22 protein-coding genes and 6 pseudogenes are annotated in these 20,811 nt (G+C 71.0%); 12 read left to right on the forward strand and 16 right to left on the reverse strand.

Annotation, left to right across the window (positions count from 1 at the left end; translation table 11 throughout):
• Window positions 1-428: 428 nt before the first annotated feature.
• Window positions 429-1,358: a LysR family transcriptional regulator gene (locus tag ACZ418_RS31840; RefSeq protein ID WP_468369925.1), complete on the reverse strand. Its 930-nt coding sequence runs from the start codon at window positions 1,356-1,358 to the stop codon at window positions 429-431.
• Window positions 1,359-1,524: 166 nt separating this feature from the next.
• On the opposite strand from ACZ418_RS31840, the pseudogene ACZ418_RS31845 reads away from it, so the two are divergent.
• Window positions 1,525-1,866, forward strand: a pseudogene (locus ACZ418_RS31845) (Dyp-type peroxidase); the annotation flags it as partial.
• A 129-nt stretch (window positions 1,867-1,995) separates the two neighbouring features.
• A complete protein-coding gene (locus ACZ418_RS31850) occupies window positions 1,996-4,527 on the forward strand; it encodes an ATP-dependent Clp protease ATP-binding subunit (protein ID WP_468369928.1) in 2,532 nt (843 codons plus the stop codon).
• An 83-nt stretch (window positions 4,528-4,610) separates the two neighbouring features.
• Here the strand turns inward: ACZ418_RS31850 and ACZ418_RS31855 are convergent, their stop codons facing one another.
• On the reverse strand, window positions 4,611-5,087 hold the full coding sequence (locus ACZ418_RS31855) for a GreA/GreB family elongation factor (protein ID WP_468369930.1): 477 nt from the start codon (window positions 5,085-5,087) through the stop codon (window positions 4,611-4,613).
• Between the two features lie 172 nt (window positions 5,088-5,259).
• Here ACZ418_RS31855 and ACZ418_RS31860 point away from each other — a divergent pair, with 172 nt between their 5' ends.
• Both ACZ418_RS31860 and ACZ418_RS31865 read left to right on the forward strand, forming a co-directional pair.
• Window positions 5,260-5,337 (forward strand): 50S ribosomal protein bL37, encoded by a 78-nt coding sequence (locus tag ACZ418_RS31860; RefSeq protein ID WP_468370288.1) that lies wholly within the window; start codon window positions 5,260-5,262, stop codon window positions 5,335-5,337.
• A 39-nt stretch (window positions 5,338-5,376) separates the two neighbouring features.
• Window positions 5,377-5,769: pseudogene (locus tag ACZ418_RS31865) on the forward strand (FAD-dependent oxidoreductase); the annotation flags it as partial.
• A gap of 145 nt (window positions 5,770-5,914) precedes the next feature.
• Here the strand turns inward: ACZ418_RS31865 and ACZ418_RS31870 are convergent.
• Complete coding sequence (locus ACZ418_RS31870; RefSeq protein WP_468369933.1) at window positions 5,915-7,249, reverse strand: YhgE/Pip domain-containing protein; 1,335 nt, start codon at window positions 7,247-7,249, stop codon at window positions 5,915-5,917.
• A gap of 61 nt (window positions 7,250-7,310) precedes the next feature.
• Between ACZ418_RS31870 and ACZ418_RS31875 the strand changes: the two genes are divergently transcribed.
• A complete protein-coding gene (locus ACZ418_RS31875; protein WP_468369935.1) occupies window positions 7,311-7,880 on the forward strand; it encodes a TetR/AcrR family transcriptional regulator in 570 nt (189 codons plus the stop codon).
• 117 nt (window positions 7,881-7,997) lie between these two features.
• On the opposite strand, the gene ACZ418_RS31880 is transcribed toward ACZ418_RS31875, so the two are convergent.
• The 4 genes and pseudogenes from ACZ418_RS31880 to ACZ418_RS31895 all read right to left on the reverse strand — a co-directional run bounded on the left by ACZ418_RS31880 (window position 7,998) and on the right by ACZ418_RS31895 (window position 9,569).
• Window positions 7,998-8,228 carry a hypothetical protein gene (locus tag ACZ418_RS31880; RefSeq protein ID WP_468369937.1) on the reverse strand — a complete coding sequence of 77 codons (231 nt, stop codon included), beginning with the start codon at window positions 8,226-8,228 and terminating at the stop codon, window positions 7,998-8,000.
• A 29-nt stretch (window positions 8,229-8,257) separates the two neighbouring features.
• Window positions 8,258-8,466 (reverse strand): annotated as a pseudogene (locus tag ACZ418_RS31885) (MerR family transcriptional regulator); the annotation flags it as partial.
• Between the two features lie 30 nt (window positions 8,467-8,496).
• Window positions 8,497-9,102, reverse strand: coding sequence for a YdeI/OmpD-associated family protein (locus ACZ418_RS31890; RefSeq protein ID WP_468369940.1), 606 nt, complete (start codon window positions 9,100-9,102; stop codon window positions 8,497-8,499).
• 74 nt (window positions 9,103-9,176) lie between these two features.
• On the reverse strand, window positions 9,177-9,569 hold the full coding sequence (locus tag ACZ418_RS31895) for a DUF2267 domain-containing protein (RefSeq protein ID WP_468369943.1): 393 nt from the start codon (window positions 9,567-9,569) through the stop codon (window positions 9,177-9,179).
• Window positions 9,570-9,754: 185 nt separating this feature from the next.
• Here ACZ418_RS31895 and ACZ418_RS31900 point away from each other — a divergent pair, with 185 nt between their 5' ends.
• Window positions 9,755-9,916 (forward strand): hypothetical protein, encoded by a 162-nt coding sequence (locus ACZ418_RS31900; RefSeq protein ID WP_468369945.1) that lies wholly within the window; start codon window positions 9,755-9,757, stop codon window positions 9,914-9,916.
• 186 nt (window positions 9,917-10,102) lie between these two features.
• On the opposite strand, the gene ACZ418_RS31905 is transcribed toward ACZ418_RS31900, so the two are convergent.
• Window positions 10,103-10,687: a CGNR zinc finger domain-containing protein gene (locus ACZ418_RS31905; protein ID WP_468369947.1), complete on the reverse strand. Its 585-nt coding sequence runs from the start codon at window positions 10,685-10,687 to the stop codon at window positions 10,103-10,105.
• A gap of 56 nt (window positions 10,688-10,743) precedes the next feature.
• Here ACZ418_RS31905 and ACZ418_RS31910 point away from each other — a divergent pair, with 56 nt between their 5' ends.
• Window positions 10,744-11,928: an MFS transporter gene (locus tag ACZ418_RS31910; RefSeq protein WP_468370291.1), complete on the forward strand. Its 1,185-nt coding sequence runs from the start codon at window positions 10,744-10,746 to the stop codon at window positions 11,926-11,928.
• Between the two features lie 39 nt (window positions 11,929-11,967).
• On the opposite strand, the gene ACZ418_RS31915 is transcribed toward ACZ418_RS31910, so the two are convergent.
• Both ACZ418_RS31915 and ACZ418_RS31920 read right to left on the reverse strand, forming a co-directional pair.
• A complete protein-coding gene (locus tag ACZ418_RS31915) occupies window positions 11,968-12,519 on the reverse strand; it encodes a mycothiol transferase (RefSeq protein WP_468369948.1) in 552 nt (183 codons plus the stop codon).
• A gap of 39 nt (window positions 12,520-12,558) precedes the next feature.
• A complete protein-coding gene (locus tag ACZ418_RS31920) occupies window positions 12,559-13,074 on the reverse strand; it encodes a GNAT family N-acetyltransferase (RefSeq protein WP_468369951.1) in 516 nt (171 codons plus the stop codon).
• Window positions 13,075-13,164: 90 nt separating this feature from the next.
• On the opposite strand from ACZ418_RS31920, the gene ACZ418_RS31925 reads away from it, so the two are divergent.
• A complete protein-coding gene (locus ACZ418_RS31925; protein ID WP_468369954.1) occupies window positions 13,165-14,121 on the forward strand; it encodes a tetratricopeptide repeat protein in 957 nt (318 codons plus the stop codon).
• Window positions 14,122-14,264: 143 nt separating this feature from the next.
• Here the strand turns inward: ACZ418_RS31925 and ACZ418_RS31930 are convergent, their stop codons facing one another.
• On the reverse strand, window positions 14,265-14,915 hold the full coding sequence (locus ACZ418_RS31930; protein ID WP_468369957.1) for a hypothetical protein: 651 nt from the start codon (window positions 14,913-14,915) through the stop codon (window positions 14,265-14,267).
• Between the two features lie 292 nt (window positions 14,916-15,207).
• Here ACZ418_RS31930 and ACZ418_RS31935 point away from each other — a divergent pair, with 292 nt between their 5' ends.
• The gene (locus ACZ418_RS31935) at window positions 15,208-15,696 is read left to right on the forward strand and encodes a GNAT family N-acetyltransferase (protein WP_468369959.1); all 489 of its coding nucleotides are present in this window, start codon (window positions 15,208-15,210) and stop codon (window positions 15,694-15,696) included.
• A gap of 39 nt (window positions 15,697-15,735) precedes the next feature.
• Here the strand turns inward: ACZ418_RS31935 and ACZ418_RS31940 are convergent, their stop codons facing one another.
• Entirely contained in the window at window positions 15,736-16,719 is a 984-nt protein-coding gene (locus ACZ418_RS31940; RefSeq protein WP_468369961.1) for an aldo/keto reductase, read from the reverse strand.
• 123 nt (window positions 16,720-16,842) lie between these two features.
• Between ACZ418_RS31940 and ACZ418_RS31945 the strand changes: the two are divergent.
• A pseudogene (locus tag ACZ418_RS31945) lies at window positions 16,843-16,980 on the forward strand (DUF7003 family protein); the annotation flags it as partial.
• Window positions 16,962-17,078, forward strand: a pseudogene (locus tag ACZ418_RS31950) (DUF7003 family protein); the annotation flags it as partial. The pseudogenes ACZ418_RS31945 and ACZ418_RS31950, both read left to right, overlap by 19 nt.
• A gap of 41 nt (window positions 17,079-17,119) precedes the next feature.
• On the opposite strand, the gene ACZ418_RS31955 reads toward ACZ418_RS31950, so the two are convergent.
• A complete protein-coding gene (locus ACZ418_RS31955; RefSeq protein WP_468369964.1) occupies window positions 17,120-18,076 on the reverse strand; it encodes a MerR family transcriptional regulator in 957 nt (318 codons plus the stop codon).
• 278 nt (window positions 18,077-18,354) lie between these two features.
• Between ACZ418_RS31955 and ACZ418_RS31960 the strand changes: the two are divergent.
• A pseudogene (locus ACZ418_RS31960) lies at window positions 18,355-18,552 on the forward strand (lanthionine synthetase LanC family protein); the annotation flags it as partial.
• A 448-nt stretch (window positions 18,553-19,000) separates the two neighbouring features.
• Here the strand turns inward: ACZ418_RS31960 and ACZ418_RS31965 are convergent.
• The 3 genes from ACZ418_RS31965 to ACZ418_RS31975 all read right to left on the reverse strand — a co-directional run bounded on the left by ACZ418_RS31965 (window position 19,001) and on the right by ACZ418_RS31975 (window position 20,749).
• Entirely contained in the window at window positions 19,001-19,399 is a 399-nt protein-coding gene (locus tag ACZ418_RS31965; protein WP_468369967.1) for an ACT domain-containing protein, read from the reverse strand.
• 84 nt (window positions 19,400-19,483) lie between these two features.
• Complete coding sequence (locus tag ACZ418_RS31970) at window positions 19,484-19,609, reverse strand: hypothetical protein (RefSeq protein ID WP_468369969.1); 126 nt, start codon at window positions 19,607-19,609, stop codon at window positions 19,484-19,486.
• Between the two features lie 216 nt (window positions 19,610-19,825).
• A complete protein-coding gene (locus tag ACZ418_RS31975) occupies window positions 19,826-20,749 on the reverse strand; it encodes an SDR family oxidoreductase (protein WP_468369972.1) in 924 nt (307 codons plus the stop codon).
• Between the last annotated feature and the right edge of the window lie 62 nt (window positions 20,750-20,811).

Here is a 20,811-nt window from a genome sequence, read left to right on the forward strand (position 1 = left end):
GAGTCAGGTGGCCGTTTTCGGTGTCTGTGGGGCTGGGCCGTGGCGGGTCGGCCCGCGCGGCGCCTGCGGGGTCGGGTCGTCGCGCGGGGCGACCGCTGGGCTGGGCTGCCGTGGCGGGCGACTGCGGGGCTGGGCTGCGGCGCCCGGCACCGTCGGAGTCAGGTGGCCGTTTTCGGTGTCTGTGGGGCTGGGCCGTGGCGGGTCGGCCCGCGCGGCGCCTGCGGGGTCGGGTCGTCGCGCGGGGCGACCGCCGGGCTGGGCTGCCGCGCCTGGCACCTGCGGCGCTGGGCTGCCGAGCCCCCGCGCCCGGCGGCCGTGGGGTCGGGCGGATTGGCCGACGGGTCTGGGGGACCGGGCGGCAGACACCGGTCGGCCGGTACAAGGCGACGGCAGTGCACGTGAGCCGCAGCCGCGGCCGGCGCCGTCGGCTACCGTCCCGGATCCCCCGGCACGCGCTCCAGGGCCGAGGCCACGTCGGTGGTGCGGGCGATGTCCGTCAGCGCCCTCGCCATCACCGAACACGGCTCCCGGGCGGCGACCACCAGACCCACGGGCACCGACGCGGCGGGTTCGACCAGCGGCACCGCCCGCATACCGTGCGGGACACCGAACACATGGAGCCAGGCGTGCGGCACGATGGCCGCCCACAGGCCCGTCCTGACGTGGGCGAACAGCGCCGCCACGGAGTCGGTCTCCAGCCGGGGCGAGGGCTGCGTCCCCGCCTGCGCGAACAGCTCGTCCAGCACCCGGCGTCCCTGCATCGCCGGGGTCAGCATGCACAGCGGCAGACGCGAGGCCTCCGCCCAGGTGGCCGACGTACGCCGGGCCAGGCCGTCGGCGGCCGTGAGCAGCAGAACGTACCGCTCCTGGTAGAGGGGAACCGTGTGGAAGGCACCGCCCGACACATCCTCACGCAGATAGGTCACCCCGGCATCGAGCTCGAAGTTCTGCAGCTGCCGCAGGATGTCCACCGACTGCATGTCCGCTGTGACCTCGACCGTGACCAGCGGGTGCGCCGCGCAGAACGGGCCGGTCAACTGGGCGACGGCACCGGACGCGGTCGGCACCGTACCGATCCGCATCCTGCCGCTCAACCCGGTGCGCAGGACATCCACCTCGTCCTTGAGGGCGTCACGGTCGGCGAGGATCCGCTGCGCCCATACGACGATGCGTTCCCCCTCAGGGGTGAGGCCCTCGTACTTGCGGCCGCGCCGCACCAGCGGCACGTCGAGTTCCTCCTCCAGCTTGCGCAGCGCCTCCGACAGAGCGGGCTGGGAGACATAGCAGGCCTGGGCGGCACGGGCGAAATGCCGCTCCCGGGAGAGGGCGACGAGGTATTCCAGCTGACGAAAGAGCACGGCACGGGTGTACCCGACCGCTCCCCGTAAAGCCAACCCCGGCCCGTCGGCCCTTCCCCGGTCCCGGCGCCGGACTGCGGTTCGACCTGCCGAGCGAGCACGTCTCGGGGCTGCGCCGCTCGGTGGCCTTCCGCGAGCCGGCCGAGGAACTGAGCTGTGTCGTCGGCGCACCAAACTGGCCAACACCGAACTCCCCGACGATGTGAAGCCCGCCGACTTCCATGTCGCGTTCAACGCCATCCCCGACGAGAACGGCGCCGAACGCAAGATCGTGCGGGAGAACATGCCCTTCGGCACCATCGGCAAAGGCGAGTTCGGCACCTATTTCATCGGATATGCCCGCACCCCGGTTGTGACGCAGGAAATGCTGAGGAACATGTTCCTCGGCCGGCGTCCGGGCCGGCACGACCGGATTCTCGAATTCTCGGTGCCGGTCACCGGCTGCCTCTTCGATGTGCCCACCGTCAGCCTTCTCGAGGACCTGCCCGATGCCCCGAGCCGCTCGTGACCCAGCGTTACCGGAAACGGCAACGCGTGTCCTCCGTTTGCGGCGCCGTGCCCAGCGGGGTTCAGTGATTAGGGCCCCCGGAACAACCACCCCGCGGATTATCGACCTCCCGCGCGCTCAGGAGCTGTCATGTCGATGTCGTTCGGTGCACCGTTCGGTCCGTCGGATCCCTTCGGCGAGTTGTTCAGCCGGTTCTTCGGGATGTCGCCGGCGTCGTCGCCTCCCGCCGTTCAGCGGGTGCCCATCGGTCGGCTGCTGACGGAGTCGTCGCAGGAACTGCTCAACGTGGCCGCGCAGCGGGCGCTGGAGGACGGCACGTCCGACCTGGACACCGAACATCTGCTGTGGGCGGCCACCAAGGTCGAACCGTCCCGGAGACTGCTCTCCAAGCTGGACGTCGATCCCGACACGCTGGCGGCCGAGCTCGACAGGATCCTGCCCCGGGAGTCCGGTGAGCCGTCCGCGCAACCGGGCCTGACCCCCGCGGCCAAGCGCACGCTCCGGGCCGCCTACGCCTACTCACAGGCGGCCGGAGTGTCGTACATCGGTCCCGAGCACATCCTCGGCGCCCTGCTCGGCGACAGTGAGACGGGTGCCGCCAAGCTGCTGCGCGCCGAGGGCATGGACACGCAGAAACTGGCCGGTCTGACCGAGCAGGCCGCTCGCGGCGACGGAGCTCCCGCCGAACGGAAGAAGGCGCCGGCGACGACGCTGGACGAGTACGGGCGGGATCTGACGGAGGAGGCGAAGTCGGGGAAGCTGGATCCGGTGGTGGGGCGTGCGGAGGAGATCGAGCAGACGGTCGAGATCCTCTCGCGGCGGTCGAAGAACAATCCGGTGCTGATCGGTGAGCCGGGTGTGGGCAAGACGGCGATCGTGGAGGGGCTGGCGCAGCGGATCGTGGCCGGTGAAGTGCCCGACACCCTCAAGGACAAGAGGGTCGTGGCCCTGGACCTGTCGGCGATGGTCGCGGGGGCACAGTACCGGGGCCAGTTCGAGGAGCGGTTGAAGAAGGTCATCGAGGATGTCCAGGCCGCCAAGGGCCGGATCATCCTGTTCATCGACGAACTGCACACCGTCGTGGGCGCGGGGGCGACGGGGGAGGGGTCGATGGACGCGGGCAACATGCTCAAGCCGGCCCTCGCGCGCGGTGAACTCCACGTCGTGGGCGCCACGACGATCGACGAGTACCGCAAGTACGTGGAGAAGGACGCGGCGCTGGAGCGGCGGTTCCAGCCGGTGATGGTGCCCGAGCCGACGGTGGCGGAGACGGTGCAGATCCTGGAGGGTCTGCGGGACTCCTACGAGGCGCACCATCAGGTCCGGTTCGACGATGGGGCCTTGGCGGCCGCGGCCGAACTGTCCGACCGTTACATCACCGACCGCTTCCTGCCCGACAAGGCGATCGACGTGATGGACCAGGCCGGTGCGCGGGTGCGGTTGCGCAGTGTGGGCCGGTCCACGGAGGTGATCAGCCGCGAGGACCGCATCGCCCAACTCCGCCGCGAACTCGACCAGGCCGTCTCCGGGGAGGACTTCGAGAAGGCGTCGGAGCTGAAGCGGCAGATCTCCGAGGTGGAGGGCGAACTCGCCGGCATCGAAGAACGCCGCGAGGGCGTGGTGTCGGTGACGGCCGCCGATATCGCCGACGTGGTCTCCCGGCGTACGGGCATCCCGGTGTCGCAGCTGACGGCGAGCGAGAAGGAGAAGCTGCTCAGGCTGGAGGAGGAGATGCACGCCCGGATCGTCGGCCAGGACGAGGCCGTCACCGCCGTCTCCCAGGCGGTACGGCGCAACCGGGCGGGCATGGGGGACCCGAACAGGCCGGTGGGATCCTTCCTGTTCCTCGGTCCCACGGGTGTCGGCAAGACCGAACTCGCCAAGACCCTCGCGGCGTTGCTGTTCGGGGACGAGGACCGGATGATCCGGTTCGACATGAGCGAGTTCCAGGAGAAGCACACCGTCGCCCGCCTCGTGGGTGCCCCTCCCGGATACGTGGGCTATGAGGAAGCGGGCCAGCTGACGGAGAAGGTGCGCCGCCGGCCCTACAGCGTGGTGCTGTTCGACGAGGTGGAGAAGGCGCACCCGGACGTCTTCAACACCCTGCTGCAGATCCTGGACGACGGCCGGCTCACCGACGCCCAGGGGCGTACCGTCGACTTCCGGCACTGCGTGATCATCATGACGTCCAACATCGGCGCGCACCGGATCCTGGACCACAAGGGTGATGTGTCGGAACTCAAGGACGAGTTGATGGAGGACCTGCGGACCAGGTTCCTGCCGGAGTTCCTCAACCGGATCGACGACATCATCATCTTCCACGGGCTGACCGAGGAGGATCTCGGGGAGATCGTGGACCATCTGCTGGACCAGAGCAAACGCCGCGTCCACGCTCAGGGGATGACGCTGGAGGTGACCGACGCGGCGAAGAAACTGCTCATCGCCCACGGCCACCAGCCGGAGTTCGGTGCCCGGCCGCTTCGCCGCACGATCCAGGCGGAACTAGACAACCGGATCGCCACCCTTCTGCTAAGCGGCGAGGCCGATCCCGGCGACACCATCGTCGCCGACGTCGAACACGACTCCCTCCACTGCAGGGTCCGCAAGAGCACCGGCTCCGGTGAGCCTGCCCAGGGGGGCGCCGCGTCAGCGGAGAAGTGACGGCGGGGGAGGAGGGGCAGCCCGCCGGCGGACACACCCGGGCGTGAGGTACGCCCGGGTGTTGAGGACTGACTCCTCAGCGTTCATCCCTGCTCGCTCTGCTCCCCGATCGACACCACGACCACGCTCGACGGGCCGTCCGGCGTGTCGAAGTGGACCGAGTCACCGGGGCGATGTCCGAGCAGCGCACGGCCGAGCGGGCTGTCGGAGGTGACCAGGTTCTGGTCCAGGGCCTCGGCGAGTTCCCCGATCTGGAGCGTCTCCACCGAGCCGTCCGGGAAGCGGACGGTGACCGTGCTGCCCATGCCGACCACGTCCGTGGGGGCGGGCCCGGCCACGTCCGCTCGGCGCAGCCGCTCGGTGATGGTCTCGATACGACGGTCCAGGCGGCCGAGCTGATTGGCGCGCTGCAACTGTTCGGCCTGGTCTGCCTGGTCGCCCACGTCCGTGCGGTCCTGCAGGATTCCGGCGACGAGTCGGCGCTCTTCACGCAGGTCGGCCAGCTCCTGCTCCAGCGCACGGCGGGCAGCGGCACCGATCGGCTCCGGGTCACCGGTCATTTCCGCTCCTCTGGTCGAGGGGAGAATACTCATGAGTCGGGCATTTTGCGCATCGTATCAACGACAGCCCGGGGGTCTCGGGTAGCGGCTGCAGTGGAGGCACCGGATATCCCGTTATACGGTGTTTCCGGGTGTTTATACACCGGTTTCCCTCTCCCTCCAGGAGGTTTCCATGTCCTCGAAGCGACGCCGTAAGAAGAAGTCGCGGCGCAACCATCGCGCCAATCACGGCAAGCGGCCTCAGTCCTGACGACCCTCAGACGGCCGCGATCACGTCGAGGTGCACCACATGACCTCAGTCGTGGTGCTCGGCGGCGGGCCCAACGGCCTCGCCGCCGCTGCCCTCCTTGCCAAGGCGGGACTGAACGTCACGCTACTGGAAGCGGCGGACGAGGTCGGCGGAGGCACCCGCAGCCACGAGGCGATCCTGCCGGGACTCGTGCACGACCACTGCTCGGCCATCCATCCCATGGCCGTCAGCTCCCCAGCGCTGCGCGCACTCGGCCTCGAACGGCACGGGCTGCGCTGGCTGTTGCCGGACGTCGACTGCGTGCACCCGTTGGACGACGGCAGCGCCGGGGTCCTGCTGCGTTCCGTGGCGGACACCGCCCGCATGCTCGGTCCGGACGGTGACCGGTATCGCGCGCTCCTCACCACCCCGGTACGCGCACTGCGCCACCTGGGTGTGGCCCCTTCTGTCTGAGCGGTTCGCGGCCTTCCCTTCGAAGCGGTACGACGCGGCAGGACGGCCGGCGACACCGCTTGGGGACGGTGTCGCCGGCCGGAGTCGACTCGGGTGGTGTGCGCAGGTGCCGGCCGGGGCGGGGTCACGCGGCTCCGGGCGCCGCCGGCAGCTCCGCGGAAGGCGCGCCGTGGCGCCGCGCCAGGCCCTTGCGGTCGTAGGCGAGGGTGCCGAGGACGCCTGCACCCAGGCCGAGGACGAGGGCCGCCGCGGCGGCGGTCACCGCGCGCCCGAGGCCGGCGTCCCAGACGGCGCCGAAGTACAGGACGGAGCGGACCCCGACGTAGATCTGGTGCAGCGGCTCGAAGGTGCCGAGGAAGCGGACGACGGACGGAGTGGCCTCCAGCGGGGCCGTACCGCCGGCGCTCGGGACCGAGAGGACGATGAACAGGAAGAGGTTGACCACCATGCCCAGGCCGCCGAGCAGGGCCAGGACGCTCTGGACGACCACGGCGACGGCGGTGATCGCGAGCACGCTGAGCCCCCACAGCTGCCACGGGTGGTCCAGGGGCATGCCGAGCCCGTCCGCGATGGCCAGGTAGACCGTGGCGACGACCACCGCGACGCCCGTCATGATCCCCCACTTCAGGGCGAGGGTGGCCAGACGGCTGTGTCCCGAGTGCGGCTCCATGCGGTAGCGGGGGCCGAACTCCTTCGGGGCGAAGCCGAGTTGGGCGTCCACCAGGTTGCTGACGATCAGGGACCCGGTGAACCCGGCGAGCACGAGCAGCAGCGCGTAGTAGAAGGCCGACAGGCCGTTACCCGTGCCGTCGGGAACGCGCTGGAACGGCGTGACCCGCACGTCCAAGGGTGCGGACAGAACGAGTCGCGCGGTGCCCGGCACGGTCCGGCCCTGCGCCGTGGCCGCCTTGGCCCGGGCCGAGGTCACCTCGGCGAGAAGCTGCTTGCCGACGGCCTGGTCGGCCCGCGTGAGCGCCTGGTTCGCGAGCGCGTTCACGACGGAGGCGCTGGAGGTGTTGGCGAGCGGGTTGGTGTAGACGGTGATCACCGGCCGCTCCACGGCGGCACCGGACACGGCACCCGAGGCCAGTGCCGTCAGCTTCCTGCTGAGGTCCGGGGGCAGCACGATCGCGCCGTAGAGCTTCGCCTGCCCCAGCTCGTGCTTCGCCTCGGCGAGGCTGAGCGAGCGCAGATCGAACTTGTCGTGGTCGATGCCCTCGCGCAGGCTGCCGGCGATCTGCCCGCCGACGTCGACGTGCTGCCCGGAGGCGGTGGTGACCCCGGTGTCGGCGTCGACGATCGCCACGGGGAAGTCCGCGAGGTGGTCGGAGGAATTGACCGTGCTGCCCAGGTACAGCGCCGCCAGCACCGCCATGACGACGCAGACGATGACGGCCGGAGCCAGCCACAGTCGCGGCGTCGGCTTCCTGCCCGCGAGACCCGTGCCGTTCGTCCTCATGTCGCATCCCTTCGAGGTGACCATTTTGGTTACTCGGTGACCAGGATGGTAACCTAAGGCCGTGAAGTCAACCGTGAAGCTCACGAGCGAGGAAATCGACCGCGCACTGCTCGACGTGGCCGCCTTCGTCTTTGCCCGGCACGGATTCGCACAGGGGCCCGTCCAGGCCATCGCCGACGCCGCCGGCTACTCGAAAGCCGCCGTCCTCAAGCGCTTCGGCTCCAAGGAACGCATCCAGGCCGCCGTCGTCGGCCGCACCGAGGAACACATCACGCGCGTGGCCGCCGCGGCCGCCGGACTCCCGGTCGGAAGGCGACGCGACGCGGCCCTGCTCAACGCGCTCGTCGAAATGATCGAGGAGTGGCCGGGCACGGGCGCGCTCATCGTGGGCGCCTTCTGGCTCACCCGCGACCCCGAGATCCTCGAACGCCTCGCACAGGCCCAGCGCACGCTGCTGGAGGCCTTCGATCCGCAGATCGAGACCGACGAGGAGCGGCGGGTACGGGTGGTGTCCGCGATCGGCGCGGTCACCTCCACCATGATGGCCAACCGCGACACCCGATGGACCGAACTGACGGACGTCGTGGTGGCCGCGGGACTGGGCGCCCTGGGCCACGCGTCCGCCACCTGACGGCCACCGTGCGACGCCCGGCGCCGTAGCCCTGGCCGCCGGCAGCCTCGCCGCCGCGCGCACCGGCTTCGCCGCTCGCCAACAGCACCCAGGCACGCGGACAGGGCGGCGTCTCGCCTATGGGCGGGGCGTCCTGTCCGTTGCCAGGGAGGTCAGCCAGGCGGCGCTGTCGTCGGGATGGTGGAAGCGGAGGGCGTCGAGCGGGGCGAGGCGCGGATCGCTGGTACGGTGCTCGATCTCGCGGCGCCTTGCACTGCGCTGGGACCAGGCCCACCAGACCGGGTGCTCCCTGCTCAGCCACCCAGCCCAGGGCTCCCTGTTGCCGCCGAAGAAAACCTCGCGTGTCACCGTGCGCCGCAGGGACCTGCGCAGAATGCCATCTCGGCGACCGGCATCCGGGTCAGCCGCAGCTTGCTCACACCGGCGAGCCACTCCAGGTCCCGGTTGTCGAACCGGCGTTGACCGGCGTGCGACCGCTCCACCTGGGGGCAGCAAGTCCCGTGAGTGCCGCGACCTCCCTGATGGTGTAGCGGTCCTGGCCGTCGGGCCGAGGCGGCTCCTGCACCACGGGCGCACAGGCGTCCATGGACGAGGACTTCACCGCAAGAGCGTTCGTTCAAGGGTGGAGCTTCTGCTGTGTGGCGAGCATGGCGACGAACTTCTCGATGCGTGCCGCCCGCGTCTGCGGCTTCTTGGCGTCCTGGACGCGGTAGAGGATCGCGTACCGGTTGTGGCTGTCCAGGGTCGCGAAGAAGTCCCGCGCCTGAGGACAGGCCTCCAGAGCCGCCTGGAGGTCATCCGGTACCGAAGCCGTGCGCTGACCCTCGTACGCCGCCTCCCAGCGGCCGTCCGCCTTGGCCTTCTCCACTTCCCGCAGGCCGGCCGGTCGCATCCGGCCCTGCTCCGTGAGCTCGGTGGCCTTCTTCCGGTTCACCTTCGACCACTTGCTGCCCGGCCGGCGCGGGGTGAAGCGCTGCAGCCAGTGCCGCTCGTCCAGCTTCTTCTTCTGCCCGTCGATCCAGCCGAAGCAGAGCGCCGACTCCAGCGCTCCCGCGTAGTCGACGCCGTCGAGCCCGGATTCTTTCTTCGGGATCTTCAACCAGATGCCCCGCGCGCCGGTGTGATGCTCCTCCAGCCACTTCTCCCACGCCTCCTGCGTGGCGAAGGCCATGACCGGATCGGCGCCGTTCTGTGCTCCATCCGCCTGTGCTCCACCCGTCATGCGCCACATCAAAACCCACCCCGGTGGCGCGGTCAATCAAGAGGCGCGCCCCGATGCCGACGCAGGTGCCGGGCTCAGTCCGCAAGGTCCGTCTTGCCGAACAGGGCGGCGTAGCTCGACGGGAGTTGGCTGAAGACCTGGTTCAGCTCTCCTCCGCTGACGCTGTCGGCGACCGTGGTCAGGACCGCGCCGGCGTCCCACTGAGCCGTGCGCGGCCTGCTTCCGATCCGCTCGGCGACCCGGCGGTGGAACTCCTCGACCCCGAACCTCTCCGGCCGGGGCTGCTTCGCGTCGGCCAGACCGGGACCCAGTGGGCCGGGCAGCTGGGAGGCGAGGTCGTCGATCTCCCCAGGGCTGATCCGCTGCGCCAGCACACTCAGCACGGCCTCCGTCACCTGCGCCGCTTCCTCCTGGCTGGCGTACTCGCCGCGCTCGCGCACACGGGCGAGGAACTCGTCGTACCTCATCGTCGTCACCTCCACTTCGGTGCCGTTCCACCGCTGTGCCGTGTACACGGCACCCGAGCCGTCTCAAGCCCGCCCGGCCCATACGTCGGACTCCTCCGTCCCAGTACCCAGCCCACCGGGGGATGCACGGCCGAATCCGAGGGGCACGCCTGCCTGCGACCCCGTGCCCGGGTTACCCGGCCCGCATGCCGAAGCCGCATCTCGCCGGGCGCGACCACCGCTACGCCGACGACGCCCCGGCGCCGCCTCCCGCACCGGCCGAACGTGCCGAGGCACTGCGCAAGTCCCGACTCGCGCAGGAACAGACGGAACGGAAACACGAACTTGGCTACGAACGCCGGGAGTAGACGAGGCGGGCCCGGGCACACAGCGGACGGTGGCCCTGCCGGACGCGCTCCGCGCGCATTGCCGAAGCCCCAGCCGGGGAGGGGGCCCTGGGCGCCTGCGGGCTTGATGATCCGGGCCCGGACGCTGTCGGTGGGGCTTCGAGCGTGGCCGGCTCTGCATTGACGACCGCGGCGGGTCGGTGTGGCTCACCCGCGCGCTGCGCGCCGGTGGGCCGCGACCCGTTCGCGGGTCGCGCAGCGCCGGGAGCAGTAGCGGCGTTCGGGGCCGGGGCCCTGGGTGATGAAGACGTTCCGGCAGGCGGCCGACGCGCAGATCCTTCCGGGCGGGAGCTGGCGGTCCCAGAGGAGCACGGTCAGGGCCAGGCAGGACGAGGCGAGGAGCCACTCACCCCAGGGAGCGTCGTCGTCGCGGTCGAGGTGGGGATGCCAGGGCGTGTCGCCACCGTGCGAGGTGAGGCGGAGCGGGCCGGTGTGTTCGCCGAGGAGTCGGTTGAGGACGGCGGCGGCCTCGTCGGCGCCCTCGGCGGCGAAGACCTCTCGCAGCCGGTCCGCGGCCTCCCGCATTTGCGCGATGTCCCGGGAGGTGAGGTGCACGGGGCCCGTCTCGCCGTAGGCGAGGAGCACCTCCGCCACATGGCCCGGGTGGGGGCGGTCCTCGGTGAGGGCGTTGACGAGAGCGGCGGTGCGGCGGGCCATGGCCAGGACGGAGTGCCGGGTGGACCAGTCGCCGTCGGCGTCGTTGCTGGGGGACACCAGCGCACTGTAACGCATATTGCGGAGTTTTGAGTTACCTCCGTAACGTCACTGGGGTGACAACACGTTACGAGATGACCGGGTATTTCGCGGGGGCGACGATGGCCCGCGTCGGGGACGAGATGTCGGGACCGGCGCTGATGCTGGCGGGATACGCGGTCGCCGGCTCGGCCTCCGAAGCGTCGGCGCTGCTCGCGGGCATCACGGTCGCGGCGGTGGCGGGCGGCCCCGTGCTGGGGGCGGTGCTCGACAGACAACGACGGCCGGGGCGGCTGCTGGCCGCCGCGCTCGCCCTGTACGCGACCGGCCTCGCGGTGATCCTCGTGGGGCTCGGCCGGTTCCCGTTCGCCGTCACCGTGCTGATCGCCGTTCTGACCGGCTTGCTGGGGCCGGCGCTGTCGGGCGGCTGGACCGGTCAGCTGCCGAGGGTGGCCGCAGCGGACCGGCTGCCACGGGCCAATGCGCTCGACGCCATGACTTTCGGCGTGGCGAGCCTGTCCGGTCCGGTTCTCGCCGGTGGCCTGGCCGAGGGGCTGGGGGCGCCGACGGCCGTCGTGGTGTCGGCTGCGCTCATCGGCTCGGCGGCACCGGCGGCGTGGGCCCTGCCGGCGCGTTCCACGCGGGTGCGGGAGCGGCAGCCCAGTGGGCTGATCGGTGACCTCGCCGCCGGAACGCGGGTCATCGTGCACAGACCCCGGCTCGCGCGGGCGACGCTGGCCTCGGTCGTGTGCTGTGCCGCGCAGGGCATGCTGACGGCCTGCGTCCCGCTGCTCGGGGTACGAGTCCTCGGCGCGGCGGGGCGCGGCGCGCTGCTGCTGTCCTGTGCGGCCGTCTCGGCCCTGGTGGCCAACGCCGTACTGGCACGGTTCCCGCAGCGCGTCGCCCCCGACTCGATCATCTGGGCCGGCGCCCTGATCCAGGCCGGCGCGTTCGCCCTGGCGGCGACAGGCCGCCCGGCCGTGCTCGTCGTGGCCGTGCTGCTCGCCGGGACCGGTGAGGGGCCGCAGCTCACCGCCGTGTTCGCGGTACGCCACCGGGAGGCTCCGGACCGTCTGCGCGGCCAGATCTTCACCACCGGCGCCAGCCTGAAGATCACCGCCTTCGCAACGGGCGCGGCGATCGCCGGCCCACTGGCGACCTGGTCCCTACCCGGCACACTGACAACGGCAGCGGGCGTGGCGGCCTGCGCGGCGCCGGCCTTCTTCGCCGTACCACTGCACGCCGGCGAAGCCGCCGAGGAGTCTTTCCGGCCAGGCTGACCTGCGCCGTGGAAGCGGGGCCGGTGCGGCCGCCCGGAGTCACACCCCGACCGCGCCGTCGATCCGTTCGCGGAGCAGGTCGGCGTGTCCGTTGTGGCGGGCGTACTCCTCGATCATGTGGATGAGCACCCAGCGCAGCGAGACCGTGCCGCGCCAGGGGTCGTGGCCCGCGATGTCGAGGTGCGGGGCCTCGGCGACGAACGCCTCCGCGAAGGCGACTTCGGCCCGCCAGGCCGCCCAGGACTCCGCGACGACCTCGGGGTCGGGGCCGGCGCCGTCGAAGTCGCCCTCGGGCAGGTCCGTGGAGGAGAAGCGCAGTTCGACGTCGTGCCCGGCGAGCACGGCCCGGAACCAGCGGCGTTCCACGTCGGCCAGGTGCCGGACGAGGCCGAGCAGGGAGAGCGAGGACGGGGACACGGACCGCAGGGCCAGCTCCGGCCCCAGCCCGGAGCACTTCAGCTTCAGGGTGGCGCGCTGGGCGTCCAGCACAGCCACGAGCATGCTCCGCTCGTCGCCGGTCGCGGGGCCGGTGAACCGGTGCTCGCTGCCGGTGCCGGTGAACAGTTCGATCCGTCGGTCGGGAATCTTCATGCCCACATCATGGGCGCCGGGCGACAGTCCCCGGAATCCCTAGCCGGCCGTCGCGCCCGGCTGAGCGGTGAAATCCGTCAGACCACGGAGATACGACAGACCGGGGCGACCGGAGAGCCGGGTCTCGCCGACGACGGCGAACCCCGAACGGGCCAGTACGGCCTGCGATGCCGCATTGTCGAGGGTGGTCGCGGCACGGAGGGCCGTCAGCCCGTAGCGGTGGGCGGCCAGGTCGCAGATCTCCCGTACGGCCCAGGTGGCGAGCCCCCGGCCCGCGGCACGTTCTGCGATCCGGTAACCGAGTGCGGCGCTGCCGTCCGCGACGTCCACGAGATTGATCCGGCCCAGCACCTCACTACCTTCGCCCACCAGCACATGGAAGTAGCAGAGACCGGCCTCCTGCTCGGCGAGCAGGGCACGGAGCCGCTCGTCGAACCGGGCGAAGTAGTCGTCGCCCCGGTCGGGGACGGACGCGGCGAAGTAGGCCCGGTTCTCCTGCTCGAAGGCGAACAACGCGGGGGCATGAGCCGGACGGAGCAGCTGTATCTCGGGCATGGACGGGAATATAAGCAAGTTGTACGCGTAAAACCATAACGATCTCGGCCCAGACCTTGCGTGCCCACCGATCCGCCCTAGCCTCCGCACATGGCATTTCTTTCGAGTCGCCGCAGAAGGGCCCGCCTCGCTCCCGAGCTCGATGACCAGGACCTGGGCAAGCTGCTGAAGTCACTTGTGGCGACCACCAGGACCGGCACCATCGCGACCACCGAGCTGTGTGTGGCGCAGATGTCCCGCCTCCTGGAGCAGGACCCCGGTGACTGGGACCGCCGGACGCATCGTATGGACGTGCTCTCGGGATACCTCGCCGGGTCGCATCTGCCGCGGGCGTGGGTCACGCGCGAGCCCCACAATGTGGACGCACTAGTCCTGCAGGCCTGGACCCAGGTCGCGTGGGCCCGCGCACAGGGGTACCTGGAAGACCCCGCCGGCGCCGTAGAAGTCTGTCTGCGCGCCGCCGAACTCGCCCCGGAGGACCCCACTCCCTGGGTGGCCCTCCTCGCTGTGGCACGGCTGGAACGCCGGGAGCAGTCGCAGGTCTTCGGACTGTGGAACGAGGTGCTCGCACGCGATCGCTGGAACCGCGAGGCCTATCTGAACATGCTGGCCTACCTCAGCCCGGACGAGGCCGGGTCGCGCATCCAGGTCCTGGAGTTCGTGGACACCCTGCGCGCCCGCATGCCCGCCAACGCGCCGTGCGTGGCGATCGAACTCACCGCTCAGGTCCACCAGTACCACGCCATCCTCGACCGCGGCGGGCTGGAGGCGCTGGTGGCCCGGAACCACTGGTCCCACGTCATGGCCACGCAAGCCCTCGACCGCGCGGCGCACACCTGGATCCAGCCGGGGTTTCTCCGCCACGCCAAGGCGCTTGCCGACCTCAACCTCCTCGCCTACGCACTGGTGGCCGCGGACCGGCGCGCCGATGCGCGTTCCGTCTTCGAACAGATCGGCGGTGTCGTCACCGCGTGGCCCTGGCGGACCGGCGGCGATCCGGTGGCCGAGTTCGACCAGACCCGGCAGAAGGCCACGGCCGGTATGTGAGCCGCGGGAACCCGTCTCTGATGCCTCGTCAGTTCAGCGAATGCCATGCGGTGACCGGAGTGGGGGGAGTCAGTGGCGCTGGATCGCCCCGTCCGGACCTCGTCGACTCTTGTCGATGCGGGACGGGGCGATGTCGCCACGGCTCACTCGGCCGCGTCAGGCCGGGACCCCTCCGCGTTCGCCGCCGCCGAATCGGACTCGGGGACGAGGGTGTAGAAGACGGACGAGCCCTGCTTGGTGCGCTGGGCGGTGTTGCGGGCCACGAGGTTCTCCAGAGTGGTGCGGATGACCTTGGTCTGGATCTCCCGCTCGGGATGTGCCTTGTCGAGCGCCTCGGTGACCTCCGCCGCGGAGCGGGGTTCCTGCTGTTCGGCGAGATGGCGGCGGACCAGTTCGATGAGGGTGGGCTGGGCCGACTGGCCGGTCGCCTTCTTCGCCGAGGACTTCGTCGCCGCAGGCTTCTTGGCGGGCTGCTTCTTGCGCCCGGACTGCTCCGGGACCGACTTCTTCGGCGAACGGCGCGTCCCGGACTCGGTGGCGGACTTCGTGCGCGGGGCGGGCACCACGGCGCCCTCGGCCGGGGCGGGTGTGCTCACCGGGGTCGCGACACCGAGTGCCTGCCGCATGTTCACCAGAATCGTCTGGTCGTGCTGCAGGGCGGCCAACTGCTCCTGAAGCGCCGAGATTTCGGCGGTGATGCGTTCCTGTTCCTTGACGTTGTGCTCGAGGTCATTGGTCACCTGGCTGACGTACTGCGAGGTCAACTCGGTGACGGGGGCGGTGGGCTCAGGCATCTGTGGCTCCAATCGTGACTCTGGTGCGCTCCGTCGCCCGCGGTTGCGGCAGGCAGGGAGCGGGAGTTGTCCTGCGGGTCCCCCGACACATGGATGATACGGATGGGCCGGCGGGTTTCCACTGAGTGAACCCCGTGCGTTGCGCCGTGGTGTGCTGTTCATCCGTGTGTGTGCCGTCGCACCCCTGTGCCATCCCTCCCGCCCACCGTCTCTCCGAGAAGCGGCCACATACGGCCGGTGAGGCCGCGGTCCCCGGAGCCGGCCCGAATCCCGCCGCGCTAGCATCGTGATCATGGCGGACTGGCAGATGCGTCCCGCATCGGAGGCGGACGTCGAGGCGGTGGCCGCGCTGCGGTCCGTGGTGCTCAGAGCGGACCTGGAGCGTCTCGGGCGGTACGACGAGCACCGGGTGCGGCAGCGGCTGCGGGACGGGTTCGCACCGGAGCACACCTGGGTGATCGAGGCGGGCGGTGTCCTCGCCGGATGCGTGGCGCTGCGGCCGGCGGACGACGCTCACTGGCTGGAGCATTTCTACCTGGACCCGGCCCTGCAGGGCAGGGGCATCGGATCGGCCGTGCTCCGGCTCCTGTTGGAGCGGTGCGACCGCGACGGCACCCGGATCCGGCTGAACGTGCTCCGGGGCAGCCGGGCCCGACGGCTCTACGAGCGGCACGGATTCGGGGTCGAGACCGAGGACCCGGTAGATGTGTTCATGGTCCGCGAGCCCATGTCTGCCCATGTGTCCGCAGGCCATGTCGGTAGCGCGAACGAAGGGCCGTAGCCGCCGAAAGCCGAAAGCGAACGAGGTGTCGCCCGGCGCTCAGCCCCGCACCGGTGCCCGCTCGTCGAGAAGACCTGCCGCGACCAGATCGGCCCACACCTGTTGCGGTACGTCCGCCTGGAACGCGGCGATGTTGTCCCGCACCTCCTCCGGTGAGCGCATCCCGACCACGATGCCGGCGACCGCCGGATGCAGCAGGGGGAACGCCATCGCCGCCTGGGGGAGAGTCACACCATGTGCCTCGCACACAGCAGCGATCTCCCGTGCCCGCCGGAGGATCTCCGGTGAGGCGGGGGCATAGTCGAAGGACGCTCCCTCGGCGGGACGGGGTGTGGCGAGCAGACCGGAGTTGAAGATCGAGGCGGCGAGGACGGACACCCCGCGTTCGGTGCAGGCCGGCAGCAGGTCGTCGAGCGCGCTGTGGTCCAGCAGGGTGTAACGGCCGGACAGCATCACCACATCGACATCGGTCTCCTGGACCAGTCTGGTCAGCAGGCCAGGGTGGTACATGCCCGCCCCGACGGCGCCCACCATGCCCTGCGACCGCAGCTCCGCCAGCGCCGGATACCCGTCGCGCAGCGCGTCCTCGAAGTGCTCCTCCGCGTCGTGGAGGAACAGCAGATCGATGCGGTCCACGCCCATCCGCGCGAGCGAGTCCTCGACACTGCGCAGCACACCGTCGCGGGTGAAGTCCCACACACGGCGGTGTGTGGCAGGCACCTGGAAGGGCTCGTCCCGGCGACCGGCCGGGTCCTGCTCCACGAGGAGCCGCCCCACCTTGGTCGAGAGGGTGAACCCGTCCCGGGGCATGCCCTTGAGGAATTCCCCGGTCCGGCGCTCGGAGTGCCCGATGCCGTAGTGCGGTGAGGTGTCGAAGTAGCGGATGCCACAACTCCATGCCGCGGCCAGGGTGTCCGCCGCGGTGTCGTCGTCGAGCGGCGCGAAGAGGCCGCCGAGGGGACCGCCGCCGAAGCCCAGTTCCGTGACCTCCACCGCGCTGCGCCCCAGCCGGGTCGTCCTCATCCGCTCGGTCCTCCCTTTACGGCATCCACGCACGACCTACAGAGTGTCGCGCCGCCGCACCCGGTACTCCAGCCGTTTTCCGCCCGGCACCGGGCACACGGCCGCGCATAGAACGGCCACTACTACCCCGTCGACACACGGATCCACCCGTTCGGTGACGGCACGCGCTGGGCGATGGCCGCCGAGTTGCCGGGACACAACCCGCGCGGCGGGAACCTCATCGACGTCCTGCACCGCGATCCCCTGAGACCTTCCGGCTGATCGCTGAGATCCCGTCCTGCGGTGATCCTGACCGCTACCGGCCCACCCTCCCGGCGAACACCCACTGGTCCCACTGGCCCGACGCGGGCACGCTGTAGTCCGGCCGCTGGACCGACCTCGGCGGACCGGTTCCGGTGCCCTACAGAGGGTTCTCGCGCAGCCAGGTCAGCACCTGCTGGGCGTGCTCGTTCGGCGGGAAGACCGGGTAGAAGACATGCTCGACGACACCGTCGCGGAGCACGAGGGTCAGGCGCCTGAACAGCCGCATCCCTTCGACCTCGAACGTGGGCAGACCCAGCGCGTCGGCCAGTGCGAGGGCGGGGTCGGAGAGCATGTCGAAGGGCAGTCCCAGCCGCTCCACGACCTCGCGCTGGTAGTCGGTGTTCTGGCTGGACAGCCCGTAGACACGGCCCGCGCCGGCTTCGAGCAGGTCATGGAAATGGTCGCGGAAGCCGCACGACTCGGGTGTGCAGCCACGGGCTCCGGGAATGGAGTTCCAGCCTTCCGGCAGGTCCGTACCCGGACGGCCGGTGAGGGGATAGACATAGACGACCGTGCGCCGCGGGCCGAGCCGGTCCAGGTGGACCGTCCGGGCCGCCGTGTCGAGCAGGGCGAGACCCGGCGCCTTCATGCCCGGGAGGTGGTCCGCCGCGCCGTCGTCCTCGGGGACGGGCAGATCCGCGGGCAGCGTCAGATAGTGCAGGTCTCCGGTGCCGCTTTCCTCGGCCGGTGTGCCGCCGCTGCCCCGGTGAGCCGCCGCGTTCAGGTTGGCGATCAGCGTCGCGCGGCGGGCGGTCAGGGACTCGATGCGCCCGGTGAGCTCGTCGATGGCCTCGCGGTAGCTTGCGAGGGAGGCGGGACAGTCGTCCGCGTGTGCGCGTCCGGCCGCCAGGCACTCGAGGAAGGGCCGGGTGCGCTCGACGGGGATACCGAGCCGGTGGAGCGTCCTGATCTCCTGTACGAGGCGTACGTCGTCCTCGCCGTAGTCCCGGTAGCCATTCGGCAGGCGCTCGGGTGTGATCAGCCCCAGCGACTCGTAGTACCGCACCGCTTTGGTCGTCACACCGGCCTGACGCGCCAGCTCACTGATCCTCATGCCGTTCACCTCGCTGACACGCTAAACCCTGCCCTCAGCGGCAAGGTCAAGGCGTTCCGAGGGACGCGACCCACGTCTCGAGCGCGCGCCGGTGCCGGGTGGGTCCGGAACCGATGCCGAGCACCTGTCTGCCGCGGATGTCCCCGAAGGCGCAACTCGGCGCGTTCGCCGACCATCTGACAGCGCTGTGCGACGCCGAGGACCTGTCGTGGGTTCGGACGGCGGTCCATTCCCGGCATCCGCGCCTGGGGTGGCTGGACGGACGGGTCAACACCGGGATGGGCCATGGCGTGACCGGAGTCGTCGCTGCGCTCACCGCCGTGGTCCGCCACATCGGTCCCCGCCCCGCCCTGACACATGCCCTGCGCCACGCGACCGGATGGCTCGTGCGGCAGTCCTTCGACGACGCCCCCACCATCCGCACCCGGGACGGCGCCGGGTTCGACGGCCCGCCGCCCACCGGACCACGCGCCCGCCAGGCCTGGTGCTACGGGACACCCGGGGTGTCCTGGGCGCTGTGGGACGCGGCGGACGCGCCGGGTGACCGGGAAGCGGCCGCGTGGGCCGGCATGGCCTGCACCACGCTCGCCGCACACTACGACGAGAGCTTTCACCTCTTCGGCGACCATCCGGTCTTCGGCGACCGTCCGGCCGACGTACTGGCCCTGTGCCACGTGCGGCGGGCGTGCCGGCAGTGGCCGACGCCTTCGACCGCCACGCCCGACTGCCGGCGCGGCGGCGCTGAAGGCACGGCTGCTCGCTCACCTGCTGGAGCGCCTGCCCGAGGTGCGCGCCCTCGGTGCGCAGGGCATGGGGCTCCTCGGCGGAGCGGCGGACTTGCTGTGTGCTCTGCTGACCGCGGCGCAGGGAGCGCCGCGGGCGTGGCTGCCGTGCCTCGGGTTGCGTTGAAGGCGTCCTCGGGGATCAGGAGGAGTCGCGGGCCAGGCGCCGCAGCACGTCCACGGCCTCCTCGGCGCGGTCGTAGGGCACGAAGAGGTGATCGTGGTGGAAGCCGGCGACGACGTTGCAGCTCAGCTCCGCGTCGGCGAGGGCCCGGGAGACAGCGGCGGTCAGCCCCACCGCTGCCAGCGCGGAGTGGACCCGCAGGGTGATCCATCCGGCCACATAGTCGTACGCCATTCCCGCCGCGTCCGCGTCCGCCTGGGGCACGACGAGGGTCAGGCCCTCCTGTTCGGCCACGGTCACCACCGGGGTGACACCGGACGGCACGCCGCCCTCCGCCATGGTGAAGACATAGCGGCCCGGATTCAGTTCCGGACGCATGCCGCTGAGCAGTGTCTGCAGATCAGTCTCGCCGGTCACGGCCCCACCCTACGGGTCGACCGGCCGCTCGCCCCGGAGGCGAGCGGTGCCGGTCATGGCGTCGCCACCGCCTCCCGGTCGCGGTCAGATGCGTGCCGGTGTGCCGACGGTCGTGCCGTCGCTGATGTGCAGGACCGCGCCCTCGTCGGTGCCTAGGGGCGGGGTCCTGAAGCCCGAGCACTTCGCTGCGGCCCGGGCTGCCGACGACACAGACGTACCGTTCGCCCAGCAGGGACGCCACGATGGCACGAGGTCCGCACCGAGTTCGAGTTCCTGCAAGTGGGGGACGCCTGGGCGGCCGTCGCGGGCATCGGCCGGGTGGCGATCTGCGTGTACGGCCGGCGCATCGAGCCCGGCGATGCGCCGATCGCCCGTCTCCTGCCCAAGGGCACCCGGTGTCCCGGCCCTCGGGACGATGAAGTCCCGTCAGTCGCCGGCGGCGGGGGTGTGGAAGTAGTGGCCCTTGTCGAGGTCTTCGAGGAGACTCGGCTGGGTCGGCTTCCAGCCCAGCAGTTCGCGGGTCAGCGCGCTCGACGCCGGAAGGCCGAGGCCGATGAAGCCGGCCAGCCAGCCGAAGTGCCCGGCCGCCTCCTCGGGTGCCACGGAGACCACCGGTACGTCGAGGTGCCGGCCGATCACCTCGGCGACGTCACGGATCGCGACGCCCTCCTCCGCGACCCCGTGCAGCACCGATCCGGCCGGGGCCTGCTCGACCGCCAGACGGAACAGACGCGCGGCGTCGAGGCGGTGGACGGCCGGCCAGCGGTTGGTGCCCTCGCCGATGTGGCCGGAGACGCCCTTCTCGCGGGCGATGGCGACCAGAGTCGCCATGAATCCCTTGTCTCCCTCGCCGTGACAGGTCGGCGAGAGCCGTACCACGGAGGAGCGGATGCCGCGCGAGGCGAACGCCAGCACCTCCTGTGCGGTGGTGGCGCGGATCGAGACCGTGGAGCCGTCGAACGTGGCCATGTCCCGCTCGGTGGCCACCCGTCCGGGGGCGAGGCCGGCCAGGCCGGAGGCGAGGACGAAGGGCCGGTCGCTGCCGGCGAGCGCCTCGCCGAAGACGTCGACGGCGCGGCGGTCGGCCTCGGCGGCGCCCTGGAAATCGCCGCTGAAGGCGATGTCGTGCTTGAAGGCGAGGTGGATCACCCCGTCCGACGCGGCGGCCGCGTCCCGCAGCAGGTCGAGGTCGTCGACCGTGCCGCGGACGACCTCCGCGCCCGCCGCGGTGAGCGCGGCGGCGGAGGCGTCGGAGCGGGCGAGTCCGACGACCTGGTGTCCCGCCTCGATGAGCTCGGGAACGACGGCCGATCCGATCCAGCCGGAGGCGCCGGTGACGAAGATGCGCATGAGAAGTCCCCAGTCATTCGATGTCAGTGACTGTCATAGACGCTACACCTGATGTCAGCCTC

The organism is Streptomyces sp. NPDC030820, from assembly GCF_055572075.1.